We start from the raw sequence: 22,470 nt of genomic DNA on the forward strand, positions 1-22,470 counted from the left end.
CAGCCGTCACCAGGTCGCGCGCTCGCGCGCGTAGTCCTGCAGGCTGCGGACGTTGAGCGGCGAACCGATCGTCTCGATCGCCGCGACGGCCGCCCCGATCTGCGCGATCGTCGTGAACAGCGGCTTGTCCGCCGCCACCGTGGCGGCGCGGATCTCGTACCCGTCCGCACGACCGGCGGCACCCGACGGCGTGTTGATGACGATGTCGACCTCGCCCGTGGCGAGCAGGTCGACGACGCTCTCGCCGCCCTGGCTGTACTTGCCGACGATCCCGACCTCGATGCCGTTGCGGCGGAGGATCTCCGCCGTGCCCTCGGTCGCGATGATCGTGAAGCCGAGCTGCTGCAGGCGGTGCACCGGCAGCACGATCGCGCGCTTGTCGGTGTCGGCGACGCTCACGAAGACCGTGCCGCTGGTCGGCAGGCCGCCGTACGCGGCGTCCTGCGACTTGAGGAACGCCCGCGGGAAGTCGCGGTCGATGCCCATGACCTCGCCGGTGGAGCGCATCTCGGGGCTGAGCACCGAGTCGACGACCTGGCCCTCGCGGGTGCGGAAGCGACGGAACGGCAGCACGGCCTCCTTCACGGCGACCGGCGACTGCGCGGGCACGAACGCGCCGTCACGCTCGGGCAGCATGCCCTCGGCGACGAGCTCGGCGACCGTGGTGCCGGTCATGATGCGGGACGCGGCCTTGGCCAGCGGGATGCCGAGCGCCTTCGAGACGAAGGGCACCGTGCGGCTGGCGCGCGGATTCGCCTCGAGGACGTAGAGCACGCCGGCGCCGATGGCGAACTGCACGTTGAGCAGGCCCTGCACGCCGATGCCGCGGGCGATCTTCTCGGTCGCGTCGACCACGCCCTGGATCTCCGCGCGGCCGAGGCCGACCGGGGGCAGGGTGCACGCCGAGTCGCCGGAGTGGATGCCGGCCTCTTCGAGGTGCTCCATGATGCCGCCGATGTACAGCCGCTCGCCGTCGAAGAGCGCGTCCACGTCGATCTCGACGGCGTCGTCCAGGAACCGGTCGACCAGCAGCGGGAGCTCCGGGCCGATGATCGCCTGGTCGGCCATCCGGTCGAAGTAGTCCGCCAGCGACGGGGAGTCGTACAGGATCTCCATGCCGCGCCCGCCGAGCACGAACGACGGGCGGACGAGGACGGGGTACCCGATCTCCTCGGCCACCGTGGTCGCGCTCGCCAGGTCGTGGGCCGTGCCGTTCCGCGGTGCGAGCAGACCGGCGGCGTCGAGGATGGCGGAGAACTGTCCGCGCTCCTCGGCCGAGTCGATTGCGGTCGGGCTGGTGCCGAGGATCGGGATGCCCGCGGCCTCGAGCGGCTTCGCCAGGCCCAGGGCGGTCTGACCACCGAGCTGCACGACGACACCGACGAGCTCGCCGGACGCGGCCTCGGCCTCGATGACCTCGAGGACGTCCTCGGCGGTCAGGGGCTCGAAGTACAGGCGGTCCGAGGTGTCGTAGTCGGTCGACACGGTCTCGGGGTTGCAGTTGATCATGATCGTCTCGAACCCGGCGGCGCTCAGCGCGAAGGACGCGTGCACGCAGGAGTAGTCGAACTCGACGCCCTGCCCGATGCGGTTCGGGCCGGAGCCGAGGATGACGACCTTCTTGCGGTCGCTCGGGACGACCTCGGTCTCGGTGTCGTACGACGAGTAGTGGTACGGCGTCAGGGCCGGGAACTCGCCGGCGCAGGTGTCGACCGTCTTGAAGACGGGCCGGATGCCCTGGGCGTGCCGCTCGTCACGGACCTGCTGCTCGGAGACCGGTGCCGCGTCCGAGCTGCGCAGGCTCGCGATCTGGATGTCGCTGAAGCCGTGGTCCTTCGCCCAGCGCAGGGTGTCCGCGTCGAGGGACTCGGCGGCCCGGACCTCGTCCGCGACCTCGTTGATGAGCACGATCTGGTCGATGAACCAGGGGTCGATCTTGGTGGCCTCGAAGACCTCGTCCGCGGTGGCGCCCGCGACCAGGGCCTGCTGGACCGTCACGATGCGACCGTCGGTCGGGATCGACGACTTCGTCAGCAGGGCGTCCTTGTCGAGCTCGGCCGCCGGGGTGTCCCAGTGGAAGCTCGACCCGCGCTTCTCGAGCGAGCGCAGCGACTTCTGCAGTGCGGTGGCGTAGTTCCGGCCGATGGCCATCGCCTCGCCGACGCTCTTCATCGTCGTGGTGAGGGTGGCGTCGGCGGCCGGGAACTTCTCGAACGCGAACCGCGGGGTCTTCACGACCACGTAGTCGAGCGTCGGCTCGAAGCTCGCCGGGGTGACCTTCGTGATGTCGTTCTCGATCTCGTCGAGCCGGTAGCCGATGGCGAGCTTCGCCGCGATCTTGGCGATCGGGAAGCCCGTGGCCTTCGACGCGAGGGCCGACGAGCGGGACACGCGGGGGTTCATCTCGATGACGATGACGCGGCCGTTGGACGGGTCGACGGCGAACTGGATGTTGCAGCCGCCGGTGTCGACACCGACGCGACGGATGATGTCGATGCCGATGTTCCGCATGTTCTGGTACTCGCGGTCGGTCAGGGTCAGCGCGGGGGCGACCGTGATCGAGTCACCGGTGTGGACACCGACCGGGTCGACGTTCTCGATGGAGCAGATGACGACGGTGTTGTCGTAGTTGTCGCGCATCAGCTCGAGCTCGTACTCCTTCCAGCCGAGGATGGACTCCTCGAGCAGGACCTCGGTCGTCGGGCTGGACTGCAGCCCGTCGCCGACGAAGCGGACGAGTTCGGCCTCGTTGTAGGCGAAGCCCGAGCCGAGGCCGCCCATGGTGAAGGACGGGCGGACGACCAGCGGGTACCCGAGGTCCTTCGCGAACTCCTTCGCTTCTTCGAGCGTGTGCGCGATGTGGCTGCGGGCGACGTCGGCGCCCGATTCGAGCACGAGCTCCTTGAAGAGCTGGCGGTCCTCGCCGCGCTGGATCGCCTCGACCTTGGCACCGATGAGCTCGACGCCGTGCTTGGTGAGGATGCCGGCCTCGTCGAGCGCGATGGCCGCGTTCAGGGCCGTCTGGCCGCCGAGGGTCGGCAGGACGGCATCCGGCTTCTCGATGCGGATGATCTCCTCGAGCGACGCGTTCGTGATCGGCTCGATGTAGGTCGCGTCGGCGAAGTCGGGGTCGGTCATGATCGTCGCCGGGTTCGGGTTGACCAGGATGACCCGGACGCCCTCGGCCCGGAGGACGCGGCACGCCTGGGTGCCGGAGTAGTCGAACTCGGCGGCCTGACCGATGACGATCGGGCCGGAACCGATGACGAGGACGGAGTTGATGTCTGCGCGCTTGGGCATCAGTTCGCTTCCTTGGTGATGTCTGCTGCGGGGGTCGTGGCATCGGCGGTGGCCGCGTCGAGCGGCTCCCCGTCGCGACGCTCGCGCACCATGTCCGCGAACCGGTCGAAGAGGTACATGCTGTCGTGCGGTCCGGCGGCGGCCTCGGGGTGGTACTGCACGCTGAACGCCGGCACGTCGAGCGCGCGGAGGCCCTCGACCACGTTGTCGTTCAGCGAGTAGTGCGAGACCTCGACCCGACCGAACCCGGCCGGGGACTCGAGGACCTCGCCGAGGGGTGCGTCGACCGCGAAGCCGTGGTTCTGGCTCGTGATCTCGACCTTGCCCGTGGTCGTGTCGAGCACCGGCTGGTTGATGCCGCGGTGACCGAAGGGCAGCTTGTAGGTGCCGAAGCCGAGCGCGCGGCCGAGCAGCTGGTTGCCGAAGCAGATGCCGAAGAACGGCCGGCCGGTGCGCAGGCTGTCCTGCAGCAGTTCGACCTGCGCGTCCGACGCGGCGGGGTCGCCGGGGCCGTTCGAGTAGAACAGGGCGTCCGGTGCGAGGGCTTCCAGCTCCGGGGCGGAGATGTCCTGCGGCACCACGTGCACCTCGAAGCCGCGGGCGGCGAGGTACCGGGTGGTCGAGGCCTTCACGCCGAGGTCGAGCACGGCCAGGGTGCCGATCTGCTCGCCCTCGGCGGGGACGACGTAGGTCTCCGGGGTGGACACGACCGCCGAGAAGCTCGCGCCGGCCATCGTCGCCTGCGACACGACCGCGTCCAGCTGCTCCGACTCCGGCAGTGCCGCGTCCGCACCGCTGAAGACGCCGCCCTTCATGGCGCCGGCGTCACGGATGCGGCGGGTGAGCGCGCGGGTGTCGATGCCAGAGATACCGACGATGCCGTCGCGCACCAGGTGGTCGTCGAGCGTGGCGTTCGCACGGTGGTTCGACACCACGCGACTGGGGTCGCGCACGACGTACCCGGCCACCCAGATGCGACGGGACTCGGGGTCCTCGTCGTTCACGCCCGTGTTGCCGATGTGCGGCGCGGTCTGCACCACGATCTGTCCGGCGTAGGAGGGGTCGGTCAGCGTCTCCTGGTAGCCGGTCATGCCGGTCGCGAAGACCACCTCACCGAGCGTGCGCCCACGGGCGCCGTAGGCCCAGCCGTCGTACCGGGTGCCGTCTTCGAGGATCAGGACGGCCCGTTCGCGTGTCATGCTTTCTTCCCTTCGCCCGCGGTTCGCGGAGCATCGGCCGCAGTCGCCTGCGGCCCGGTCTCGGTCAGTCCCTGCAGGGCGTGCAGCGCGGCTGCGTCGCCCTCCGGGAACCGGAAGTAGGTGTCCAGGTCCGTCGCACCTGCGGCGCCGGTCGCCGTCCATCGCAGACGGACCAGTCCCCCGGGTTCGACCACTCGGTCGATCGCCCACGTGGAGCGGTCGGCGCCGCGGACCGCGTCGCGCACGATCCAGCGGTCGTCGGTGCCGGCGAGGCGCATCACCACGCCGGTCGCGTGGACCGTCACCCCGCCGCGGCCGCGGAACCCGAGGCCGCCTGCGGTGATGCGTTCCAACGGCTGGTCGGCACGGGTCGTCGCGACGGTGAACCCGTCCCACGACCCGACCAGAGGTGCCAGATCGGCCGGTACCCGGACCGGAGGCACGGCTTCCGCCTGCTTCCTGGTCCGCGTCCGCCAGGTGCGCGCCATCGCCACGAACAGGGCGGCGACCGCGAGCAGGATCACCGCGCCGAGGAGCCAGCGCTGGGCGTCGCCGCTCATGCGCGCGCCCCCGTCCGGAGCGCCGCGGCGTGCGCCGCGATCGTCTCCGCGTCGACGACCTGGCCGTCGAGCACCGTCGCGTACCCCTGGTGGAAGGTGGCGACGACCCGGCCCGGCAGCGTCATGCCGAGGTACGGCGAGTTCTGCGACTGCCCGGCGAGGTCGGTGACCGCGAACTCGCGACTGGCCGACGGGTCGTAGAGGGTGATTTCGGCGGGGGCGCCCGCGGCGATCCGCTGCCCGTGCCCCTCGACCTGGCCGATCCGCGCCGGTGCCTCGGACAGCACCCGCGCGACGTCGGCCCAGTCGAGCCGGCCGTCGTCGACCACCGCGGCCTGCACCACGCTCAGCGCGGACTCGAGGCCGACCATGCCGTTCGCAGCGGCGGGCCACTCGCAGCACTTCGCCTCGGCGGTGTGCGGTGCGTGGTCGGTCGCGACGATGTCGATGGTGCCGTCGGCCAGGGCCGCGCGGAGCGCCTCGACGTCCTCGCGGGCGCGGAGCGGCGGGTTCACCTTGTAGCGGGCGTCGTACCCGGGGGCACCGTCGTGGCCGGCGATGAGGTCCTCGGTGAGCACCAGGTGGTGCGGCGTGACCTCGGCCGTGACGTCGATGCCGCGGGACTTCGCCCACCGGATCACCTCGACGCTGCCGGCCGTCGAGACGTGGCAGACGTGCAGGCGTGCTCCGACGTGGTCGGCGAGCAGGACGTCGCGGGCGATGATCGCCTCTTCCGCGACGGCGGGCCAGCCGGCGAGGCCGAGCTCCGAGGACAGTCGGCCCTCGTTCATCTGCGCGCCGATGGTCAGCCGGGGCTCCTGGGCGTGCTGCGCGAGCACCCCGCCGAAGCCCTTGATGTACTCGAGTGCGCGGCGCATGAGCAGCGGGTCGGCCACGCAGGAGCCGTCGTCCGAGAAGACCCGGACCTTCGCCCTGGACGTCGCCATCGCGCCGATCTCGGACAGGTGCGTGCCCTGCAGCCCTTGTGACACGGCGCCGATCGGGCGGACCGTCACGTAGCCGGCGTCGTCCCCGAGGGCCTGGACCTGCTCGACGACCCCGGCGGTGTCCGCGACGGGGCTCGAGTTCGCCATGGCGTTGACGGCGGTGAACCCGCCGGCAGCCGCGGCACGCGACCCGGTGAGGACCGTCTCGGACTCCTCGTGGCCGGGCTCGCGCAGGTGCGTGTGGAGGTCCACGAGACCGGGCAGGGCGATGAGGCCGTCCGCGTCCACGGTGGTGGCGCCGGCCGTGTCGAGACCGGTCCCGACCGCGGTGATGCGCCCGCCCTCCAGACGGATGTCGGCACGCGAGCCGTCGACCAGCTGCGCGCCACGGATCAGGTGAGCGGTCATGCGGCGGACTCCTTCGCGTCGGTGCCGTTGCCGGCGCTGCCCGTCAGGGCGAGGTAGAGGACGGCCATCCGGACCGAGACGCCGTTCTCGACCTGCTCGACGACGGTCGAGCGGGGGTCGTCGGCGGCGACACCGGCGATCTCGAGCCCGCGGTTCATCGGACCGGGGTGCATGATCAGCGTGCGCTCGGACAGCCGCCCGAAGCGCGCCGCCGTCAGGCCCCAGTGCCGCGTGTACTCGCGCGGGTTCGGGAAGAAGGCGTCGTTCATGCGTTCCTGCTGGATGCGGAGCGTCATGACGACGTCCGGGTCCTCGGCCAGGGCGGTGTCGAGGTCGTGGTGCACCGCGGCGCCGAACGGGGTCGGGGTGGCGGGCAGCAGCGTCGGCGGCGCGGCGAAGGTCACGCTCGCCCCGAGGGTGCGGAGCAGCCACGCGTTCGACCGGGCGACCCGGCTGTGCAGCACGTCGCCGATGATCAGGACGCGCACGCCGTCGAGGCCCTGGCCGCGTGAGCCGGCGCCGTGCAGTCGGCGGCGCATGGTGAAGGCGTCGAGCAGCGCCTGCGTCGGGTGCTCGTGGGTCCCGTCACCGGCGTTGACCACGGGGACGTCGATCCAATCGGCGTCGGCGAGCACCCGCGGGGCGCCCGAGGCACCGTGGCGCATGACGATGCCGTCGATGCCCATCGCGCCGAGGGTCTGCACGGTGTCCTTCAGGGATTCGCCCTTCGAGACGCTCGAGCCCTTCGCGGCGAAGTTCAGGACGTCGGCGGACAGGCGCTTCGCGGCGGCCTCGAACGAGATGCGCGTGCGCGTGGAGTCCTCGAAGAACAGGTTCACCACGGTCTTGCCGCGCAGGGCCGGGAGCTTCCGGACCTCGCGTGTGTTGACCTCGGCCATCTCCTCGGCGACGTCGAGGATGTGGACGGCCTGGTCGCGGGACAGGTCGGCGGTGGAGAGCAGGTGCCGCATCACGCCACCCCCTGCTCGATGAACACGGTGTCGTCGCCGTCGGTCTCGGCCAGGTGCAGCGTGACCCGCTCGTCGGACGCGGTCGGCAGGTTCTTGCCCACGTGGTCCGCACGGATCGGCAGCTCGCGGTGGCCACGGTCGACGAGCACGGCGAGCCGGACGGCACGCGGCCGTCCGATGCCCTGCAGCGCGTCGAGCGCGGCACGGACGGTGCGGCCGGAGTAGAGCACGTCGTCGACGAGCACGACGACCTTGCCGTCGATGCCGCCGGCGGGGATGACCGTCCGGTGCGGCGCGCGACCGATGCCGTGGCCGAGGTCGTCCCGGTGCATGGTGACGTCGAGCGTGCCGACACGCTCCGTCCCGATGCCGCCGGCGGCCGAGGACCACTCCGGCTCGATGCCGGCCAGGATCCGGCCGAGGCGTTCCGCCAGGACGGCGCCGCGGGTCGGGATGCCGAGGAGCACGAGGTCCGAGCCCCCGTGGTTGGCTTCGAGGATCTCGTGCGCGATGCGTGTCAGGGCACGCGTGATGTCGGGCTGTTGCAGGACCGTTTTGGTTCCCACGTCGACCCCCTTCCCCGCCTCACTGGACGGCATTAAAGGATGCTGACGTGGTCAACCCTACCGGGACTCCTGGTCTCCTGCGACCGTCCGACCGGACGGTGCGCGACCGCCGGCGACGGCCCCGAGCACGCCGTTGACGAAGCCCGCCGAGTCCTCGGTGGACAGCGACTGCGCGAGCTCGACCGCCTCGGCGATGGCGACGGCGTCGGGGACCTCCGGGTTGAACCGGAGCTCCCAGACGGCCATCCGCAGGATGCAGCGGTCGAGGACCGGCATCCGGGCGATCGACCAGCCCTGGGCGTGGTCGACGATGACGGAGTCGATCTCGTGACGGGCGTCGTCGACGCCGGTGACGATCTGGCGCGCGTAGTCCCAGCTGGAGGCACGCTCCGGCTGGTCCAGGTGCCGGACCGTCTCGGTGGCGAGCACGTCCGCGATCGGCAGTTCGCGCACCTCGGCCACGTACAGCATGTCGAGGGCGCGCTTGCGGGCCTTCGAACGAGCACTCATACGGTCAGCGCCTAGGAGTTGACGCGGCCGAGGAAGCTGCCGTCGCGCGTGTCGATCTTCACCAGGGTGCCGCTCTCCAGGTACAGCGGGACCTGGATGCGGTGGCCGGTCGCGATGATGGTCGCGTCCTTGGTGCCACCGGAGGAACGGTCGCCCTGCAGGCCGGGCTCGGTCTCGACCTCGGTGACGATCGACGTCGGGAGCTCGACGTACAGCGGGTTGCCCTCGTTCATCGCGATGGTGACCATCGCGGACTCGAGCAGGTAGTTCTTGGCGTCGCCGACCACGGTCGCGGAGACCGGGATCTGGTCGTACGTGTCGGTGTCCATGAACACGTAGGAGTCGCCGTCCTCGTAGAGGAACTGGTAGTCACGACGGTCGACGGTCGCGGTGTCGATCTTCGCGCCGGCGTTGAACGTGCGGTCGACGACCTTGCCGGAGACGACGTTCTTGAGCTTCGTGCGGACGAACGCGCCGCCCTTGCCCGGCTTGACGTGTTGGAACTCGACGACCGACCACAGCTGGCCGTCGATGATGAGAACGGCGCCGTTCTTGATGTCTGTGGTACTGGCCATGAGTCGTCGGTGTCCCGTTCGGTCGTGTTGTGAAGTGTCCTCGGGCCGCGGACGGCCCCGGACGAGTGTAGCGGACGCCCGCCCGGCGGCCGGAGCGGTGCGCGCCGCGGTCAGCGTCGCCGTCGGGCGAGCCAGGCGTCGATCGCCGCCCAGCCGAGCAGCACCACCGCCGCTCCCCCGAGCAACCCGCCCGCGACCCCGGTGGACAGGGCCGCCGTCGGTCGCGCCGGCAACGACAGGTAGACGATCGCAAGGATCCCCGCCCCCGCGCCGAGCAGCACGAGCAGGATGCGCCGGATCATGCCGGACACGAGCTGCCGGTCGCGGCTGTCCGCGAAGAGCCGGATGTTCACCGTGAACCGTCCGGTCTCGATCGCCTCCCCGATGCGGTCCACCCGGCGGGGCAGGCGTCGGGCCGCCGACACGACGCCGAGCAGTTCCTTCGCCGCGAGGTCCCGGAGCTTGCCGGGCCGGAGCTGGTCGGTGATCTGCTCCCGGGCGAGTCCGCGGGACTCCTCGAGCAGGTCGAACGACGGTGCGAGCGTGCGGAGGGTGCCCTCGAAGATGGCCAGGGCGCGGGCCGCGGCGACGAAGTCCGGCGGCGGCTTCAACCGGTACCGCCCGAAGACCTCGACCGCGTCGTCCACGGTGTCGACACCGATGCGCGCACCCGGGCCGAGCTCGTCCGCGACGAAGCGGGCGATGTCCCGACGGAAGTCGGGCTCGTCGTGCGCATCGCGCACGGGTGCCATCCGCAGGACCGCATCGGCGATCCGCGACGTGTCGTCCTGCAGGTAGGCGGCCAACAGGTCCTGGACCGTGTCCCGGAGACCCGGGTCGAGCCTCCCGACCGATCCGAAGTCGATCAACGCGGGCCCGTCGGGCAGCACCAGGACGTTCCCCGGGTGCAGGTCCGCGTGGTACAGGCCGTCGAAGACGACCTGGCGCAGGAAGGCGCGGAGGATCGCGCGCATCGGCGCGTCGAGGTCGCGCTCGGAACGCTCGGCGCGGATCGCGCTGAGGGTGTCGCCCTCCAGGAACTCCATCACGAGCACACGCCGGCCGGACAGGTCCGGGTATGGGTCCGGGAACCGGACCTCGTCCGGACGCGCGCTGCGGGCCTGGGCCGCACGCAGCGCCGTGAGGTTCCGGAGCTCGGAGACGAAGTCGACCTGCCGGATCAGGTCGTCCGCGTACTGGCCGGCGATGTCCTCCACCCCGACCTGCCGCGCCTCGGTCGACCACCGGGCCATGAACCGGACGACCCGCAGCGCGATGTCGACGTCGCGGCGCACCGCGGCGTCGATCCCCGGCCGCTGCACCTTCACGGCGACCGCGGTGCCGTCGGGCAGCCGGGCGCGGTGCACCTGCGCGATGGACGCCGCTGCGACGGGCACCGGGTCGAAGGTCGCGAAGACCTGGTCGACCGGGGCACCGAGCTCCTGCTCGAGGAGCGCACGGACCTCGTCCGCCGGCGCCGCCGTGACGTTCCGCTGCAGGTGTGCGAGTCCCTCGGTCCACTCCTCGGGCAACAGGTCGTCGCGGGTGGAGAGCAGCTGGCCCATCTTCACGAACCCGCCGCCGGCTTCCTCGAGCGCCCGGCGCAGGTGCTCGGCCTGGTCGCGACGCAGGTCCGAGGTGGCCGGGTCGTGCGAGAAGTCGAGACGACGGAACGGCACCAGGTGGTGGCGGCGGGCGATCGAGAGGAGTTCGGTGAAGCGTCGACCACGGGAGCGCAGGGTGCCGGTGTCGGCATCGCGCGGGCCGGAGAGGTCGCTCAGTCGGGGTGGGGTGGGCACGCCCGCCAGTCTGCTCCCCGGTGCTGGGTCCGCAGCGTGCGGGTGGCCCGGTCCGTCGCGTCGCTCCGTCCTCCTCCACAGCCGGGAGGCCCGGCGCGGCTTCCACAGGTCGGCGCGGGCCCGGCGCGGGGCTCGGTCCTGGAGCGGACACTCGTGCCGTGGAGACAGCACTGATCGCGGCGTGCATCGCCGCCGGAGCGGCGATCGTCGCCGCCGTCGTCAGCTGGTTCGGGGCGTGGCCTGGCATCGGTTCGCCTGGGTCACCGTCTCGACGCCTGTCACCTGGTGGTGGCGCAGGACGCGACGGGTCCTGCGCTGACCGGCGTGGCTAGACGCCGACCTCCTGGTAGGCGGTGAAGAGCAGGTGGTCCTCGGGCCCCTCGAGCACGACGGGCTTGCCGACGCCGTCCAGGATGATGAACCGCAGCATGCCGGCACGGGCCTTCTTGTCGCGGCGCATCGTGGCGAGCAGCCCCTGCCACCGACCGACACCGTACGAGGTCGGCAGGTCGAGCGACTCGAGGATCGCCCGGTGCCGGTCGACCGTGGCGTCGTCCAGGTGGCCGGTGAGTCGGGCGAGTTCGGCGGCGAACACCATGCCGACCGACACCGCCGCCCCGTGGCGCCACTGGTACCGCTCGGCGTGCTCGATCGCGTGCCCGAGGGTGTGCCCGTAGTTCAGGATCTCGCGTCGGCCCTGCTCGGTGAAGTCGTCCGAGACGACCTCGGCCTTGAGCGCGATGGCGAGCTCGACGACCCGCCGGAACTCCGGCGTCGTCGGGTCGGTCACCCGGTCGACGTCGGCCTCGACGATGTCCAGGATCTCGGGCACGGCGATGAACCCGGCCTTCACGATCTCCGCGAAGCCCGTCAGGATCTCGTTGCGCGGCAGCGTGCGGGCGAGGTCGAGGTCCACGACGACGGCGCGCGGGGCGTAGAAGGCGCCGACCAGGTTCTTGCCCTCGTTCGTGTTGATGCCCGTCTTCCCGCCGACGCTGGCGTCCACCATGCCGAGCACGCTGGTCGGGACGGCCACGTACGGCACACCGCGCAGCCAGGTCGCGGCGACGAAGCCGGCCAGGTCGGTGACGGCACCGCCACCGAGGCCGATGACCGCGTCGGTGCGGGTGAAGTCGGCCTGCCCCATGATCTGCCAGCAGAACGCCGCGACCTCGACGCGCTTGGCGCCCTCGGCGTCGGGGACCTCGGCGATCAGGGCTTCGAGCCCGGCCTCGACCAGCAGCGCCCGGAGCTCGTTCGCCCGGGCACCGAGCGTCGGCGAGTGCACGATGAGGACCTTGGCGACACGCGGGCCCAGGATCGCGGGCAGGGCGCCGAGCAGGTCCGTGCCGACGGCCACCGTGTAGCCGTCGTCACCGCCGGCCCGGATCTCGGTGGTCCCGGCGGGCAGGGTCGACTCGGTCACGGTGCTCCTTCGGTGCTGGTGGTGCTGCTGGTCGTGCTGCCGGGCGCGGCGGTGGTGCCGCTGCGCTCGGTGGTGCCGGCGTCGCTGCGCTCGGTGGTGCCCGCGTCACTGCGCAGCCATGTGACGACCTCGTCGACCACGCGGGACATCGGCCGGCGGGACGTGTCGACCACGACGTGCGCGAGCTCGGCGTAGGTGGCGGCCCGCTCGTCCATGATCGTCTGCCAGGCGTCGATCCCGCCGTTCGCCAGCAGGGGCCGGTCGGACCCGGCGATGCGGTCGGCGACGGCCTCGGGCGACACGGTGAGCAGGACGATGCGCGCCCCGCCCAGGGCCTGCCGGGTGTCCGCGTGGGTGACGGCTCCCCCGCCCACGGCGATCACGCCGCCGGTGGCGAGCGCTGCCCGGACGGCCTCGGCTTCGAGGGCGCGGAACGCCGGCTCACCGCGGTCGGCGAAGATCCCGGGGATCGGTCCGTGCTCGCGCACGATGACCCGGTCGGTGTCCGTGAACGGGACGCCGAGGGCCTTCGCCACCCGCTTGCCGACGCTCGACTTGCCGGCACCCATCGGGCCGATGACGACCACGGGCGCGTCGGCGCGTCGGACGTCGGTGCTCACAGGTCGGTCGAGGTCGCCGATGGTTCGGTCCGGCGCGTCCGCAGGGTCTCCGGGATCGCCGCGAGGTAGGCGTCGAGGTTGCGCTTCGTCTCGACGACGTTGTCGCCGCCGAACTTCTCGAGCACCGCGTCGGCGAGCACCAGGGCCACCATCGCCTCGGCGACGACGCCCGCCGCGGGCACGGCACAGACGTCCGAGCGCTGGTGGTGCGCCGAGGCGTCCTCACCGGAGACGACGTCCACGGTGTGCAGGGCGTGCGGGACGGTCGCGATCGGCTTCATGCCGGCGCGGACCCGCAGCACGGTGCCCGTGGACATCCCACCCTCGGTCCCACCGGCGCGGTCGCTCGTGCGGTAGATCTCGCCGTCCTCGCGGTACAGCTCGTCGTGGGCGGCAGAGCCCCGGCGCCCGGCGGTCGCGAACCCGTCGCCGACCTCGACGCCCTTGATGGCCTGGATCCCCATGATCGCCGCGGCAAGGCGGGCATCGAGCCGGCGGTCCCAGTGCACGTGCGAGCCGAGGCCCGGCGGGACGCCGTAGAACAGCACCTCGACGACGCCGCCCAGGGTGTCGCCGTCCTTCTTCGCGGCCTCGACCTCGGTGACCATCCGTGCGGAGGTCTCGGGGTCGAAGCAGCGCAGCTGGTCCTCGTCGAGCCGGTCCACGTCGTCGGGCAGCGGCAGCTCCGTGCCGTCCGGGACCCGGACGGTCCCGACCTGCAGCGTGTGCGCCACCGAGCGGATGCCGAGTTCGGCCAGGAACGACTTCGCGACGGCGCCGAGCGCCACACGGGCAGCGGTCTCGCGGGCGCTCGCACGCTCCAGGATCGGGCGGGCCTCGTCGAAGCCGTACTTCTGCATGCCGACCAGGTCGGCGTGACCCGGACGCGGTCGGGTGAGCGGGGCGCTCCGCCCGCGGGACATCTCGGTCGACTCGATCGGCTCGGGGTTCATGACCTCGACCCACTTCGGCCACTCGGTGTTGCCGATGCGGATCGCGATGGGGCTGCCGAGCGAGTAGCCGTGCCGGACGCCGCCGGACACGTGCAGCTCGTCCTGCTCGAACTTCATCCGCGAGCCACGGCCGTAGCCGAGCTTGCGGCGCGCGAGATCGGCACGGATGGACTCGAACGACACCGGGACACCCGCGGGCAGGCCCTCGAGCATGGCGATCAGTTCGGGTCCGTGGGACTCACCAGCAGTCAACCAACGAAGCATGCGGCAATCCTCCCACAGCGCACCGCCGTGCGACGTCGCCGTCCTACTGGTAGTCGGGGTGCGCCCGGAGCCACGCTTGGAACTGCTTCACCGCGACGAGGTGCTCGTCGTAGGTGTTCGAGAACACCGTCTCGCCGGTTTCCAGGTTCACCGTCACGAAGTACAGCCACTTGCCCGGGGCCTCGTTCGTCACGGCCTTGATCGCGATGTCACCGGGGTTCGAGATCGGTGCCGGCGGCAGCCCCTCGTGCACGTACGTGTTGTACGCGTTCGACTCGTCGGCCCGTTCGGCGTCGGTCGTCGTCACGGTGTGCGTGTTGCCCGTGCCGTAGGCGACGGTGGCGTCGGACTGCAGGCGCATGCCCTGGTCGAGGCGGTTCTGGAACACCCGGGCGACCTTCGGGTAGTCGGCCGCGAGGCCGGCTTCCTTCTGCACCAGCGACGCGAAGACGATGGTGCGCTCCTGGTCGGCCTCCTTGACGCCGGCGGCGGACAGGCGCTCCTTCATGGTGTCGACCATCGACTTGAAGTACTGCTCGGCGGTCCAGCCCGGGTTGATCGGGTAGGTCGCGGGGAAGAGCCAGCCCTCGAGCGTCGTGACGCCGGACGGCAGGTCGTAGGCCGACAGGTCCTTCGCGGCCGCGTCGACCTCCTGCTTGGTCAGGCCGGCCTTCGAGACCATCCCGGCCTCGATGTCGGCGAGTGCGGTGCCCTCCGGGATGATGATCGACGCCTGCACGCGGTTCTTCGTGTCCTGCAGTGCCGCGAGCGCGGACTTCGAGCTCATCTGCTTCTTCAGCGCATACGAACCGGGCTGGAACTGCACGTCCGGCGAGGCCAGCAGGAGCTTGTAGAACACCTTCGAGTCCTTGACGACGCCGCTGCGCTGCAGCGTCGCGGCGACGTTCTCGCCGATGTCGCCCTGCTTGATGGTGATGGTCACCTTCGAGGTGCCGTCGCCGGTGTAGTCGTCGGGCTCCTGCGCGCCGCTGATCGCCGCGATGAGCTGCTGGAACTTGGGGGCGGCGAAGGTGTACGCCCCGACGCCGGCGGCGAGCACCACCGCGACGATGACGAGTCCGGCGACGAGCGGTCCGCGTCGGCGCTTCGGCCGTGGCTCCCGGGGCGGCCTGGAGGCGCGGCCTCCCCCGCCTCGTCCCCCGCGGCCACCGCCTCCCGCGGCGCCACCGCCGCCGGTCACGTCACCGTCGTCCGTCCCGCCGGCCCCGGATCCGCCGCCCGCAGCGGTCGCCGCGGGCTCGGTCGGCAGCTCGCCGGTCAGCAGTGCGGCGACCTCGGGGTGCAGGTCTTCAGGACGGGTGGCGATCGGCGCGTCGGCGGGTGACGCGGGGCGTTCGTCGCGTGCGGCTGGCGGGGAATCGGTGGTCCGCTCGGGGACCGGCGACTCGTCGGTCGCTGCGACGCGGGCTCGTTCGGCCTCGAGGGCTCGGGCTTCACGTCGGGACATCGGAGGCGGCGGCGGGGTCACCTGACCAGCGTCGTCGCGGTCATCGGTGCCTGTCGTGCGGTCGGAAGTCGCCTTCCGCCGCTCGGCGTCGTTGCCGGGCGCGATGATCGCGTTCCAGTCCAGATCGTCTGCCAACGTCCTCGGTCTCTCGGTCGGGAACTCCACCTGGGCACCGTCGTCCTCGCAGCTGACGACGAGAGCACCCATGTGCGGTACCGGGCAGCCCTGTCAGGGAAGCGTGGCGCCCGGAGGGGCACCGGCACTGCGCTCGTGGTCGAGCGCGTGTTGCAGAATGATAACAGCGGCTGCTTGGTCGATCACGGCCCGGGACTTCTTCGTGTTCTTGCCGGCCTGGTGCAGCCCCCGCTGGGCCGTCACGGTCGACAGTCGTTCGTCGACCAGGCGCACCGGCCGACGCGCCGCGATCCGGGCGGCGAAGACACGGGCGTCCTCGGTGGAGGCCGTGTCCCCACCCGACATCGACAGGGGCAGCCCGACGACGACCTCGAGCACGTCGTACTCGTCCGCGAGCTCGAGGATCCGCCGGAGGTCCGTCGAGTCGTCACGACGGACGGTCTCGACCGGCGTCGCCAGCAGCCCGTCGCGGTCGCACACGGCGACCCCGATCCGGGCGCGTCCGACGTCCACGCCGAGGCGATGCCCGGACCGGATGCCCACGGTCAGCCCGCGAGCCGTGCAGTCACGGCACGCAGCGCCGCGGGGAGCGCGGCCGCGTCGGTCCCGCCGCCCTGCGCCAGGTCCGGCTTGCCGCCGCCACCGCCACCGAGCACGCCGGCGGCCTCCTTCGCGAGGGGGCCCGCCTGCACGCCCGCAGCACGAGCGGCGTCGTTGGTCGCGACGATCACGATCGGCTTGCCACCGACGACCGCCCCGAGCACGACCACGGCCGCGCCGTCACCGAGCTGGCCCCGCACGCCGGTGGCGAGCGAGCGCAGGTCGTCGCCGGACTGCAGGCCGTCGACCGTCTCGGCGACCACGGTGGTGGCACCGACGGTCGTGGCGTTGCGGGCGATGGCCGGCACGCGCTGCTGCAGGTTCGCCGACTCGTACTCGGCGAGCTTCTTCTGGGCGGACCGGAGGTCCTCCATCAGGTTCTGGACGCGGGCCGGCAGGTCGGCACGGGGTGCCTTGAGCGCGCTGGAGAGCTGCGACACGATCGTGCGCTCGACGGCGAGGTCGCGGAACCCCTCGAGCCCGACCAGTGCCTCGACGCGGCGGTTCGTCGAACCGACGCTCGACTCCCCCACCAGGTTGACGAGCCCGATCTGCGCGCTCGAGGCGACGTGCGTGCCACCGCAGAGCTCGCGGGACCACGGGCCGCCGATGTCGACCATGCGGACCTCGGCGCCGTACTTCTCACCGAACAGGGCTTGTGCCCCGAGGGCCTTCGCCTCGTCGATGGGCAGGATGCGCGTGGAGACCTCGAGGTCGGTGCGGATCGCGGTGTTCACGACCTCCTCGATCTCGGAGCGCGTCTCGAGCGAGACCGGCTGCGACCACGAGAAGTCGAGGCGCATGTAGCCGGACTTGTTGTACGAACCGGCCTGCAGCGCCTCCGGCCCGAGGATGTCGCGGAGGGCCGCGTTGACCAGGTGCGTCGCGGAGTGCGCCTGGGTCGCACCGCGGCGGTACTCCGCGTCGACGACGGTGCTCGCGGCGTCGCCGACTCCGACCTCACCGGAGCGGACCTGCACGGTGTGGCTCCACAGTCCGGAGACCGGTCGCTGGACGTCGAGGACCTCGAGGTCGAACCCGTTGCCGACGATCGAGCCCTGGTCGGCGTCCTGGCCGCCCGACTCGGCGTACAGGGAGGTCTCGCCGAGGATGACCTCGGCGATGTCACCGGCGACCGCACGGTCGACGCTCACGCCGCCGACGATGATGCCGAGCACGCGCGTCTCGGCCTCGAGCGCGTCGTAGCCGAGGAACGTCGTCTCGCCCTTCGCCCGGAACGCGCTGTACACGCTCAGGTCGGCGATCGCGGTCTTCTTGCTCTTCGCGTCGGCCTTCGCCCGGGCACGCTGCTCGGACATCAGGGTCTCGAACGCCGTGCGGTCGACGTGGACGCCGGCTTCCTCGGCCATCTCCATCGTCAGGTCGATGGGGAACCCGAAGGTGTCGTGCAGCAGGAACGCCGTGTCGCCGCCGATCGACGGGGCGCCGTCCTGCTTCGCGCGCTCGACGGCGACGTCGAGGATGGTCGTGCCCTGTGCCAGGGTGCGGAGGAAGGTCTCCTCTTCCGCGTAGGCGATGCGGGAGATCCGGTCGTAGTCGGACGCCACCTCGGGGTAGGCGTCGCGCATGGCGTCGCGGGACGCCGGGAAGAGCTCTGGGAACGTGGGGGCCTCGACACCGAGCAGGCGCATCGCACGGACGGTGCGACGGAGCAGCCGACGGAGGATGTACCCGCGGCCCTCGTTCGACGGGCTCACGCCGTCGGCGATGAGCATCAGCGAGGAACGGACGTGGTCGGCGATGACGCGCATCCGCACGTCGTCCTCGTGCACGGCACCGTAGCGCCGGCCCGAGATATCGGCCGCACGGTCGAGCACCGGGCGCACCTGGTCGATCTCGTACATGTTGTCGACGCCCTGCTTGATGAAGGCGACGCGCTCGAGCCCCATGCCGGTGTCGATGTTCTTGTTCGGCAGCTCGCCGGTGATCTCGAAGTCGTACTTCGACCGCACGTCGGCGATCTGGTACTGCATGAAGACGAGGTTCCAGATCTCGACGTACCGGTCGTCGTCCGTCGCCGGGCCGCCGTCGATGCCGTACTCGGGGCCACGGTCGAAGAAGATCTCCGAGCAGGGACCCGCCGGTCCGGGCTGTCCGGTCGACCAGTAGTTGGTGTCCTTGCCGAGGCGCTGGATCCGCTCGTCGGGCAGCGAGGAGTGCTGCTTCCAGAAGCCGATCGCCTCGTCGTCCTCTTCGTAGACGGTGACCCAGAGGTCGTCCGGCGAGAAGCCGAGCCCGCCGTCGGTCTCCGGCTTGGTCAGGAACTCCCAGGCGAACTGGATCGCCTGCTCCTTGAAGTAGTCGCCGAACGAGAAGTTCCCGTTCATCTGGAAGAACGTGCCGTGGCGAGGGGTCTTGCCGACCTCTTCGATGTCGTTGGTGCGGATGCACTTCTGCACGCTCGTCGCCCGCGGGAACGGCGCCGGGATGAGACCGGTCAGGTACGGGATGAACGGCACCATGCCGGCGACCGTGAAGAGGAGCGACGGGTCGTCGGAGACGAGGGACGCGGACGGGACGACGGTGTGGCCGCGGTCACCGAAGTACTGGAGCCAACGGCGGCGGATCTCTGCGGTCTGCATGGTGCTTCCTGGGTTCAGGTCGTGGGTGGAGGAGGGTCGTGGCTGCTCGGTCGGGGCGCTCAGACGTCGGTACGGAGCTCGGCCTCGCGCGACCGGTAACCGTCCGCGACGGCTCCCGCGAAGGCCTTCGTCTTGGCGTTCACCTCGGCGAAGAGCCGGGCGCCACCGGAGGTCTGGGCGACCCGGTGTGCGACGGCGAACCCGATGACGATGCCGACGGCGACGAAGAACAGCTGCTTCACGGTGCCTCTCCCTCTGCACCCGGGCGGTGCATGCCCGGACAAGCTTAGTCGCCGGTGCCGGAACGCCGAACGGCGGGTCGCCCTCGAGAGGACGACCCGCCGTTCGGGTGTGATCAGTGGATCAGCGAGCTGCGTAGTACTCGACGACGAGCTGCACTTCACAGGTCACGGGGACCTCGGCGCGCTTCGGGCGACGCACGAGGCGGGCCTGGAGCTTCTCGATCTCGACCTCGAGGTAGCCCGGGACCTTCGGGAGGACTTCCTGGTGGCCACCGGCAGCGGCGACCTGGAAGGGCTCCATCGACTCGGACTTCGCCTTGACGTGGATCAGCTGGCCCTCCTTGACGCGGAAGGAGGGGCGGTCGACGAGCTTGCCGTCGACCAGGATGTGGCGGTGCACGATCAGCTGACGGGCCTGCGCGGTGGTGCGGGCGAAGCCGGCACGGACCACGAGGGCGTCGAGGCGCTGCTCGAGGAGCTCGACCAGGTTCTCACCGGTCAGGCCCTTCGTCTTGCGGGCCTCTTCGAAGACGATGCGGAGCTGCTTCTCGCGGATGCCGTACTGGGCGCGCAGACGCTGCTTCTCACGGAGGCGGACGGCGTAGTCGCTGTCCGCACGACGGCGCGTACGGCCGTGCTCACCGGGCCCGTAGGGGCGCTTCTCGAGGTAACGGGCAGCCTTCGGCGTCAGCGGGATGCCGAGTGCGCGCGACAGGCGGGTCTTGCTGCGGGTACGTGACTTGGTAGACACAGGGTCCTTTTCTCTGTTCGAACTGAATACTCACCGGAGGCCGGGCACGCGAGTGCCGGTGGCCCCGACGACGGGATCCAGAGGGATGAGCCTGTGGGATCGGACGGCTACAGTCCGAACCTCTGCCCCCGTACCACCGGAGTGGCACTCTGTCCTCGACGCAGCCGTGCTCGAGGACCAGGACGTAGGCCCGGCAATGCTAGCAGCATCGGGGCGGGCGCAGAAGCACCGGCGCTAGTGGCCGCGTGTGATCTTCCGGAGTCGTTCGAGCCGCGGCCCGACCTCGCGCTCGTAGCCGTTGGCCGTCGGCGTGTAGTACTCGGTGCCCTCGAGTGCGTCCGGCAGGTACTGCTGCTCGGCGACCCCGTGCTCGGCGTCGTGGGAGTAGACGTACCCCTTGCCGTGCCCGAGGCGCTTCGCCCCGGCGTAGTGCGCGTCGCGCAGGTGCATCGGGACCGTGCCCATGCGCCCCGCCTTGACGTCGGCCATCGCCTGGTTGACCCCGTTGTAGGCGGCGTTCGACTTCGGCGCCGTCGCCAGGTAGACGACCGCCTCGGCCAGCGGGATCCGCCCCTCGGGCATCCCGATGAGCTGGACGGCCTGGGCCGCCGCGACCGCGATGGGCAGCGCCTGGGGATCGGCCATGCCGATGTCCTCGGACGCGGAGATGATGATCCGGCGCGCGATGAACCGGGAGTCCTCGCCGGCCTCGATCATCCGGGCGAGGTAGTGCAGGGCGGCGTCGACGTCGCTCCCCCGCACCGACTTGATGAACGCGCTGATGACGTCATAGTGCTCGTCACCCTGTCGGTCGTAGCGCAGCAGGGCCCGGTCGACCGCAGCCGCGACGGTGTCGGCGTCGACGACGGGCACGGTGTCGTCGTCCTCGTCCTGCGCGGCGGTGGCCGACGCCGCCGCGGCCTCGAGCGCCGTGAGGGCACGTCGAGCGTCACCGGACGCGAGGCGGATGATCGCGCTGCGGGCTTCGTCGCCGAGGACGACGGCACCGCCGAGCCCGCGGGGGTCCTCCACAGCGCGGTCGACGAGCATGCCGAGGTCGGGATCGGTGAGCGGTTTGAGCGTCAGGAGCAGTGAGCGGGACAGCAGGGGCGAGATGACCGAGAACGACGGGTTCTCGGTGGTGGCGGCGATCAGGATGACCCACCCGTTCTCGACGCCGGGCAGCAGGGCGTCCTGCTGGGCCTTGCTGAACCGGTGGATCTCGTCGAGGAACAGCACCGTGGTCGACCCGTACAGGTCGCGGTGGGTCAGCGCCTTCTCCATGACCTCGCGCACGTCCTTCACGCCGGCGGTCACGGCGGAGAGCTCGACGAACTCGCGGCCGGACTGCCTGGCGATGGCCTGCGCCAGCGTGGTCTTGCCGGTGCCCGGCGGTCCCCACAGGATCACGGAGACCCCGCCGGGGTTCTCACGCGTGCCGGTGGCGAGCTGCACCAGGGGCGAACCCCGGCCGAGCAGGTGCTGTTGACCGGCGACCTCGTCGAGGCTGGTGGGGCGCATCCGGACGGCGAGCGGGACGGAACCCTGCGCGAGACCGGCGCGACCACCCGTGGTGGGCGCGTGCATTCCCGAACGATCCGCTGCCATCCTGCAATCGTAGGCCGGTCCACCGACGCAGGCCGCGCCTCCCGGCTGGTGACGGCGACCGTTCGGCTACGCTCGTTGCACACTGCGACGAGAGGGCAGACCAGCACCGTGGCACCGAAGAACCCAGCGCGTGACAACCGTGAGGCGCGCGAGCGCCTCCGCCTCTACCAGGCCCGCCAGGGCCTCCACGAGCGGCAGCGACGCCGCCGCGTGCGGGACAACCTGATCGGCGCCGGTGCCCTCGTCCTCGTCGCGGCCCTCGCCACCGGGTCGCAGCTCGCCTTCGCCGGATCGCGGGGGTCGGACGCCCCGGCCCCGAGCGCCTCCGCGTCGTCGACGGCCACGCCGTCGGCCAGTGCCACGGCCGGCAACACCGGCGACGTGCCGAGCAAGTCGATCGCGAAGGGCGCGACCTGGACCGGCACCCTCACGCTCAACAAGGACATCGACCTCGGCATCGAGCTGGACGGCGCGAAGGCGCCGCAGGCCACGAGTGCCGAGATCTCGTTGATCCGTGAGCAGTTCTACAACGGCACCACCTGCCACCGGCTCGCCGACAGCGACGGACTGAAGTTCCTGCAGTGCGGCTCCGCGAACGGCGACGGCACCGGCGACGCCGGCTTCGAGTACGGCCCGCTCGAGAACGTGCCGGAGGACGGCGTCTACGAGAAGGGCACGATCGCGATCGCACGGTCGGACTCCCCGTACTCGCAGTCGACGCAGTTCTTCATCGTCTACGGGGACACCACGCTCGACGGCTCGACTGGCGGCTACACGGTCGTTGGCAAGGTCACGAGCGGGCTGTCCGAGCTCGAGTCGAAGATCGCCGCGAAGGGCATCGCGTCGCCCGGCAGCGACGGCACCGGCGAGCCGAAGGTGGCGACGAAGATCACCGACGCGACCATCGCGGAGCAGAAGTAGTCCACAACCCGTCGCACCGGTCGGGCGGCGGAGCCCGTCCGTGC

General features: G+C 71.2%; 19 protein-coding genes. 1 reads left to right on the forward strand and 18 read right to left on the reverse strand.

Annotation, left to right across the window (positions count from 1 at the left end; genetic code table 11):
- Nucleotides 1-6 precede the first annotated feature (6 nt).
- The 18 genes from carB to ORG17_RS09755 form a co-directional block, all read right to left on the reverse strand.
- A complete protein-coding gene (gene carB / locus ORG17_RS09670; RefSeq protein WP_214526194.1) occupies nucleotides 7-3,300 on the reverse strand; it encodes a carbamoyl-phosphate synthase large subunit in 3,294 nt (1,097 codons plus the stop codon).
- Nucleotides 3,300-4,499 carry a glutamine-hydrolyzing carbamoyl-phosphate synthase small subunit gene (carA, locus tag ORG17_RS09675; RefSeq protein WP_214526193.1) on the reverse strand — a complete coding sequence of 400 codons (1,200 nt, stop codon included), beginning with the start codon at nucleotides 4,497-4,499 and terminating at the stop codon, nucleotides 3,300-3,302. Before carA ends, carB begins: the two co-directional genes overlap by 1 nt.
- Complete coding sequence (locus ORG17_RS09680) at nucleotides 4,496-5,059, reverse strand: PH-like domain-containing protein (RefSeq protein ID WP_214526192.1); 564 nt, start codon at nucleotides 5,057-5,059, stop codon at nucleotides 4,496-4,498. Before ORG17_RS09680 ends, carA begins: the two co-directional genes overlap by 4 nt.
- Nucleotides 5,056-6,414: a dihydroorotase gene (locus ORG17_RS09685; protein WP_214526191.1), complete on the reverse strand. Its 1,359-nt coding sequence runs from the start codon at nucleotides 6,412-6,414 to the stop codon at nucleotides 5,056-5,058. Before ORG17_RS09685 ends, ORG17_RS09680 begins: the two co-directional genes overlap by 4 nt.
- A complete protein-coding gene (locus tag ORG17_RS09690; protein WP_027465742.1) occupies nucleotides 6,411-7,385 on the reverse strand; it encodes an aspartate carbamoyltransferase catalytic subunit in 975 nt (324 codons plus the stop codon). Before ORG17_RS09690 ends, ORG17_RS09685 begins: the two co-directional genes overlap by 4 nt.
- Nucleotides 7,385-7,984: a bifunctional pyr operon transcriptional regulator/uracil phosphoribosyltransferase PyrR gene (gene pyrR, locus ORG17_RS09695; RefSeq protein WP_250892082.1), complete on the reverse strand. Its 600-nt coding sequence runs from the start codon at nucleotides 7,982-7,984 to the stop codon at nucleotides 7,385-7,387. Before pyrR ends, ORG17_RS09690 begins: the two co-directional genes overlap by 1 nt.
- A 24-nt stretch (nucleotides 7,985-8,008) precedes the next feature.
- On the reverse strand, nucleotides 8,009-8,461 hold the full coding sequence (gene nusB, locus ORG17_RS09700) for a transcription antitermination factor NusB (protein WP_027465744.1): 453 nt from the start codon (nucleotides 8,459-8,461) through the stop codon (nucleotides 8,009-8,011).
- Between the two features lie 11 nt (nucleotides 8,462-8,472).
- On the reverse strand, nucleotides 8,473-9,036 hold the full coding sequence (gene efp / locus ORG17_RS09705) for an elongation factor P (protein WP_027465745.1): 564 nt from the start codon (nucleotides 9,034-9,036) through the stop codon (nucleotides 8,473-8,475).
- 110 nt (nucleotides 9,037-9,146) lie between these two features.
- On the reverse strand, nucleotides 9,147-10,835 hold the full coding sequence (locus ORG17_RS09710) for an ABC1 kinase family protein (protein WP_214526189.1): 1,689 nt from the start codon (nucleotides 10,833-10,835) through the stop codon (nucleotides 9,147-9,149).
- A 328-nt stretch (nucleotides 10,836-11,163) separates the two neighbouring features.
- The gene (gene aroB / locus ORG17_RS09715) at nucleotides 11,164-12,261 is read right to left on the reverse strand and encodes a 3-dehydroquinate synthase (RefSeq protein WP_214526188.1); all 1,098 of its coding nucleotides are present in this window, start codon (nucleotides 12,259-12,261) and stop codon (nucleotides 11,164-11,166) included.
- Nucleotides 12,258-12,881 (reverse strand): shikimate kinase, encoded by a 624-nt coding sequence (locus ORG17_RS09720; RefSeq protein WP_214526187.1) that lies wholly within the window; start codon nucleotides 12,879-12,881, stop codon nucleotides 12,258-12,260. Before ORG17_RS09720 ends, aroB begins: the two co-directional genes overlap by 4 nt.
- Nucleotides 12,878-14,098, reverse strand: coding sequence for a chorismate synthase (gene aroC, locus ORG17_RS09725; RefSeq protein WP_214526186.1), 1,221 nt, complete (start codon nucleotides 14,096-14,098; stop codon nucleotides 12,878-12,880). Before aroC ends, ORG17_RS09720 begins: the two co-directional genes overlap by 4 nt.
- A 43-nt stretch (nucleotides 14,099-14,141) precedes the next feature.
- Nucleotides 14,142-15,701 carry an endolytic transglycosylase MltG gene (mltG, locus tag ORG17_RS09730; protein ID WP_250892081.1) on the reverse strand — a complete coding sequence of 520 codons (1,560 nt, stop codon included), beginning with the start codon at nucleotides 15,699-15,701 and terminating at the stop codon, nucleotides 14,142-14,144.
- A gap of 93 nt (nucleotides 15,702-15,794) precedes the next feature.
- Nucleotides 15,795-16,238, reverse strand: a complete 444-nt coding sequence (ruvX, locus tag ORG17_RS09735; protein WP_214526237.1) for a Holliday junction resolvase RuvX — start codon at nucleotides 16,236-16,238, stop codon at nucleotides 15,795-15,797.
- A gap of 8 nt (nucleotides 16,239-16,246) precedes the next feature.
- Nucleotides 16,247-18,904, reverse strand: coding sequence for an alanine--tRNA ligase (gene alaS / locus ORG17_RS09740; RefSeq protein ID WP_214526185.1), 2,658 nt, complete (start codon nucleotides 18,902-18,904; stop codon nucleotides 16,247-16,249).
- A gap of 59 nt (nucleotides 18,905-18,963) precedes the next feature.
- Nucleotides 18,964-19,146: a hypothetical protein gene (locus ORG17_RS09745; protein WP_214526184.1), complete on the reverse strand. Its 183-nt coding sequence runs from the start codon at nucleotides 19,144-19,146 to the stop codon at nucleotides 18,964-18,966.
- 121 nt (nucleotides 19,147-19,267) lie between these two features.
- Nucleotides 19,268-19,897 (reverse strand): 30S ribosomal protein S4, encoded by a 630-nt coding sequence (gene rpsD, locus ORG17_RS09750; RefSeq protein ID WP_017887166.1) that lies wholly within the window; start codon nucleotides 19,895-19,897, stop codon nucleotides 19,268-19,270.
- 234 nt (nucleotides 19,898-20,131) lie between these two features.
- The gene (locus ORG17_RS09755) at nucleotides 20,132-21,484 is read right to left on the reverse strand and encodes a replication-associated recombination protein A (protein ID WP_083404133.1); all 1,353 of its coding nucleotides are present in this window, start codon (nucleotides 21,482-21,484) and stop codon (nucleotides 20,132-20,134) included.
- A gap of 129 nt (nucleotides 21,485-21,613) precedes the next feature.
- Between ORG17_RS09755 and ORG17_RS09760 the strand changes: the two genes are divergently transcribed.
- Complete coding sequence (locus ORG17_RS09760) at nucleotides 21,614-22,426, forward strand: peptidylprolyl isomerase (protein WP_138803580.1); 813 nt, start codon at nucleotides 21,614-21,616, stop codon at nucleotides 22,424-22,426.
- Nucleotides 22,427-22,470: the final 44 nt, after the last annotated feature.

The organism is Curtobacterium flaccumfaciens pv. betae (assembly GCF_026241855.1).
GTDB lineage: Bacteria > Actinomycetota > Actinomycetes > Actinomycetales > Microbacteriaceae > Curtobacterium > Curtobacterium flaccumfaciens.

Coding starts and splice junctions, on each gene's coding strand:
- ORG17_RS09685 (WP_214526191.1), bottom strand. CDS start 6,414: ATGACCGCTCACCTGATCCGTGGCGCGCAGCTGGTCGACGGCTCGCGT.
- nusB (WP_027465744.1), bottom strand. CDS start 8,461: ATGAGTGCTCGTTCGAAGGCCCGCAAGCGCGCCCTCGACATGCTGTAC.
- carA (WP_214526193.1), bottom strand. CDS start 4,499: ATGACACGCGAACGGGCCGTCCTGATCCTCGAAGACGGCACCCGGTAC.
- alaS (WP_214526185.1), bottom strand. CDS start 18,904: ATGCAGACCGCAGAGATCCGCCGCCGTTGGCTCCAGTACTTCGGTGAC.
- pyrR (WP_250892082.1), bottom strand. CDS start 7,984: ATGCCGTCCAGTGAGGCGGGGAAGGGGGTCGACGTGGGAACCAAAACG.
- ORG17_RS09755 (WP_083404133.1), bottom strand. CDS start 21,484: ATGCACGCGCCCACCACGGGTGGTCGCGCCGGTCTCGCGCAGGGTTCC.
- ORG17_RS09690 (WP_027465742.1), bottom strand. CDS start 7,385: ATGCGGCACCTGCTCTCCACCGCCGACCTGTCCCGCGACCAGGCCGTC.
- carB (WP_214526194.1), bottom strand. CDS start 3,300: ATGCCCAAGCGCGCAGACATCAACTCCGTCCTCGTCATCGGTTCCGGC.
- ORG17_RS09680 (WP_214526192.1), bottom strand. CDS start 5,059: ATGAGCGGCGACGCCCAGCGCTGGCTCCTCGGCGCGGTGATCCTGCTC.
- aroC (WP_214526186.1), bottom strand. CDS start 14,098: ATGCTTCGTTGGTTGACTGCTGGTGAGTCCCACGGACCCGAACTGATC.
- efp (WP_027465745.1), bottom strand. CDS start 9,036: ATGGCCAGTACCACAGACATCAAGAACGGCGCCGTTCTCATCATCGAC.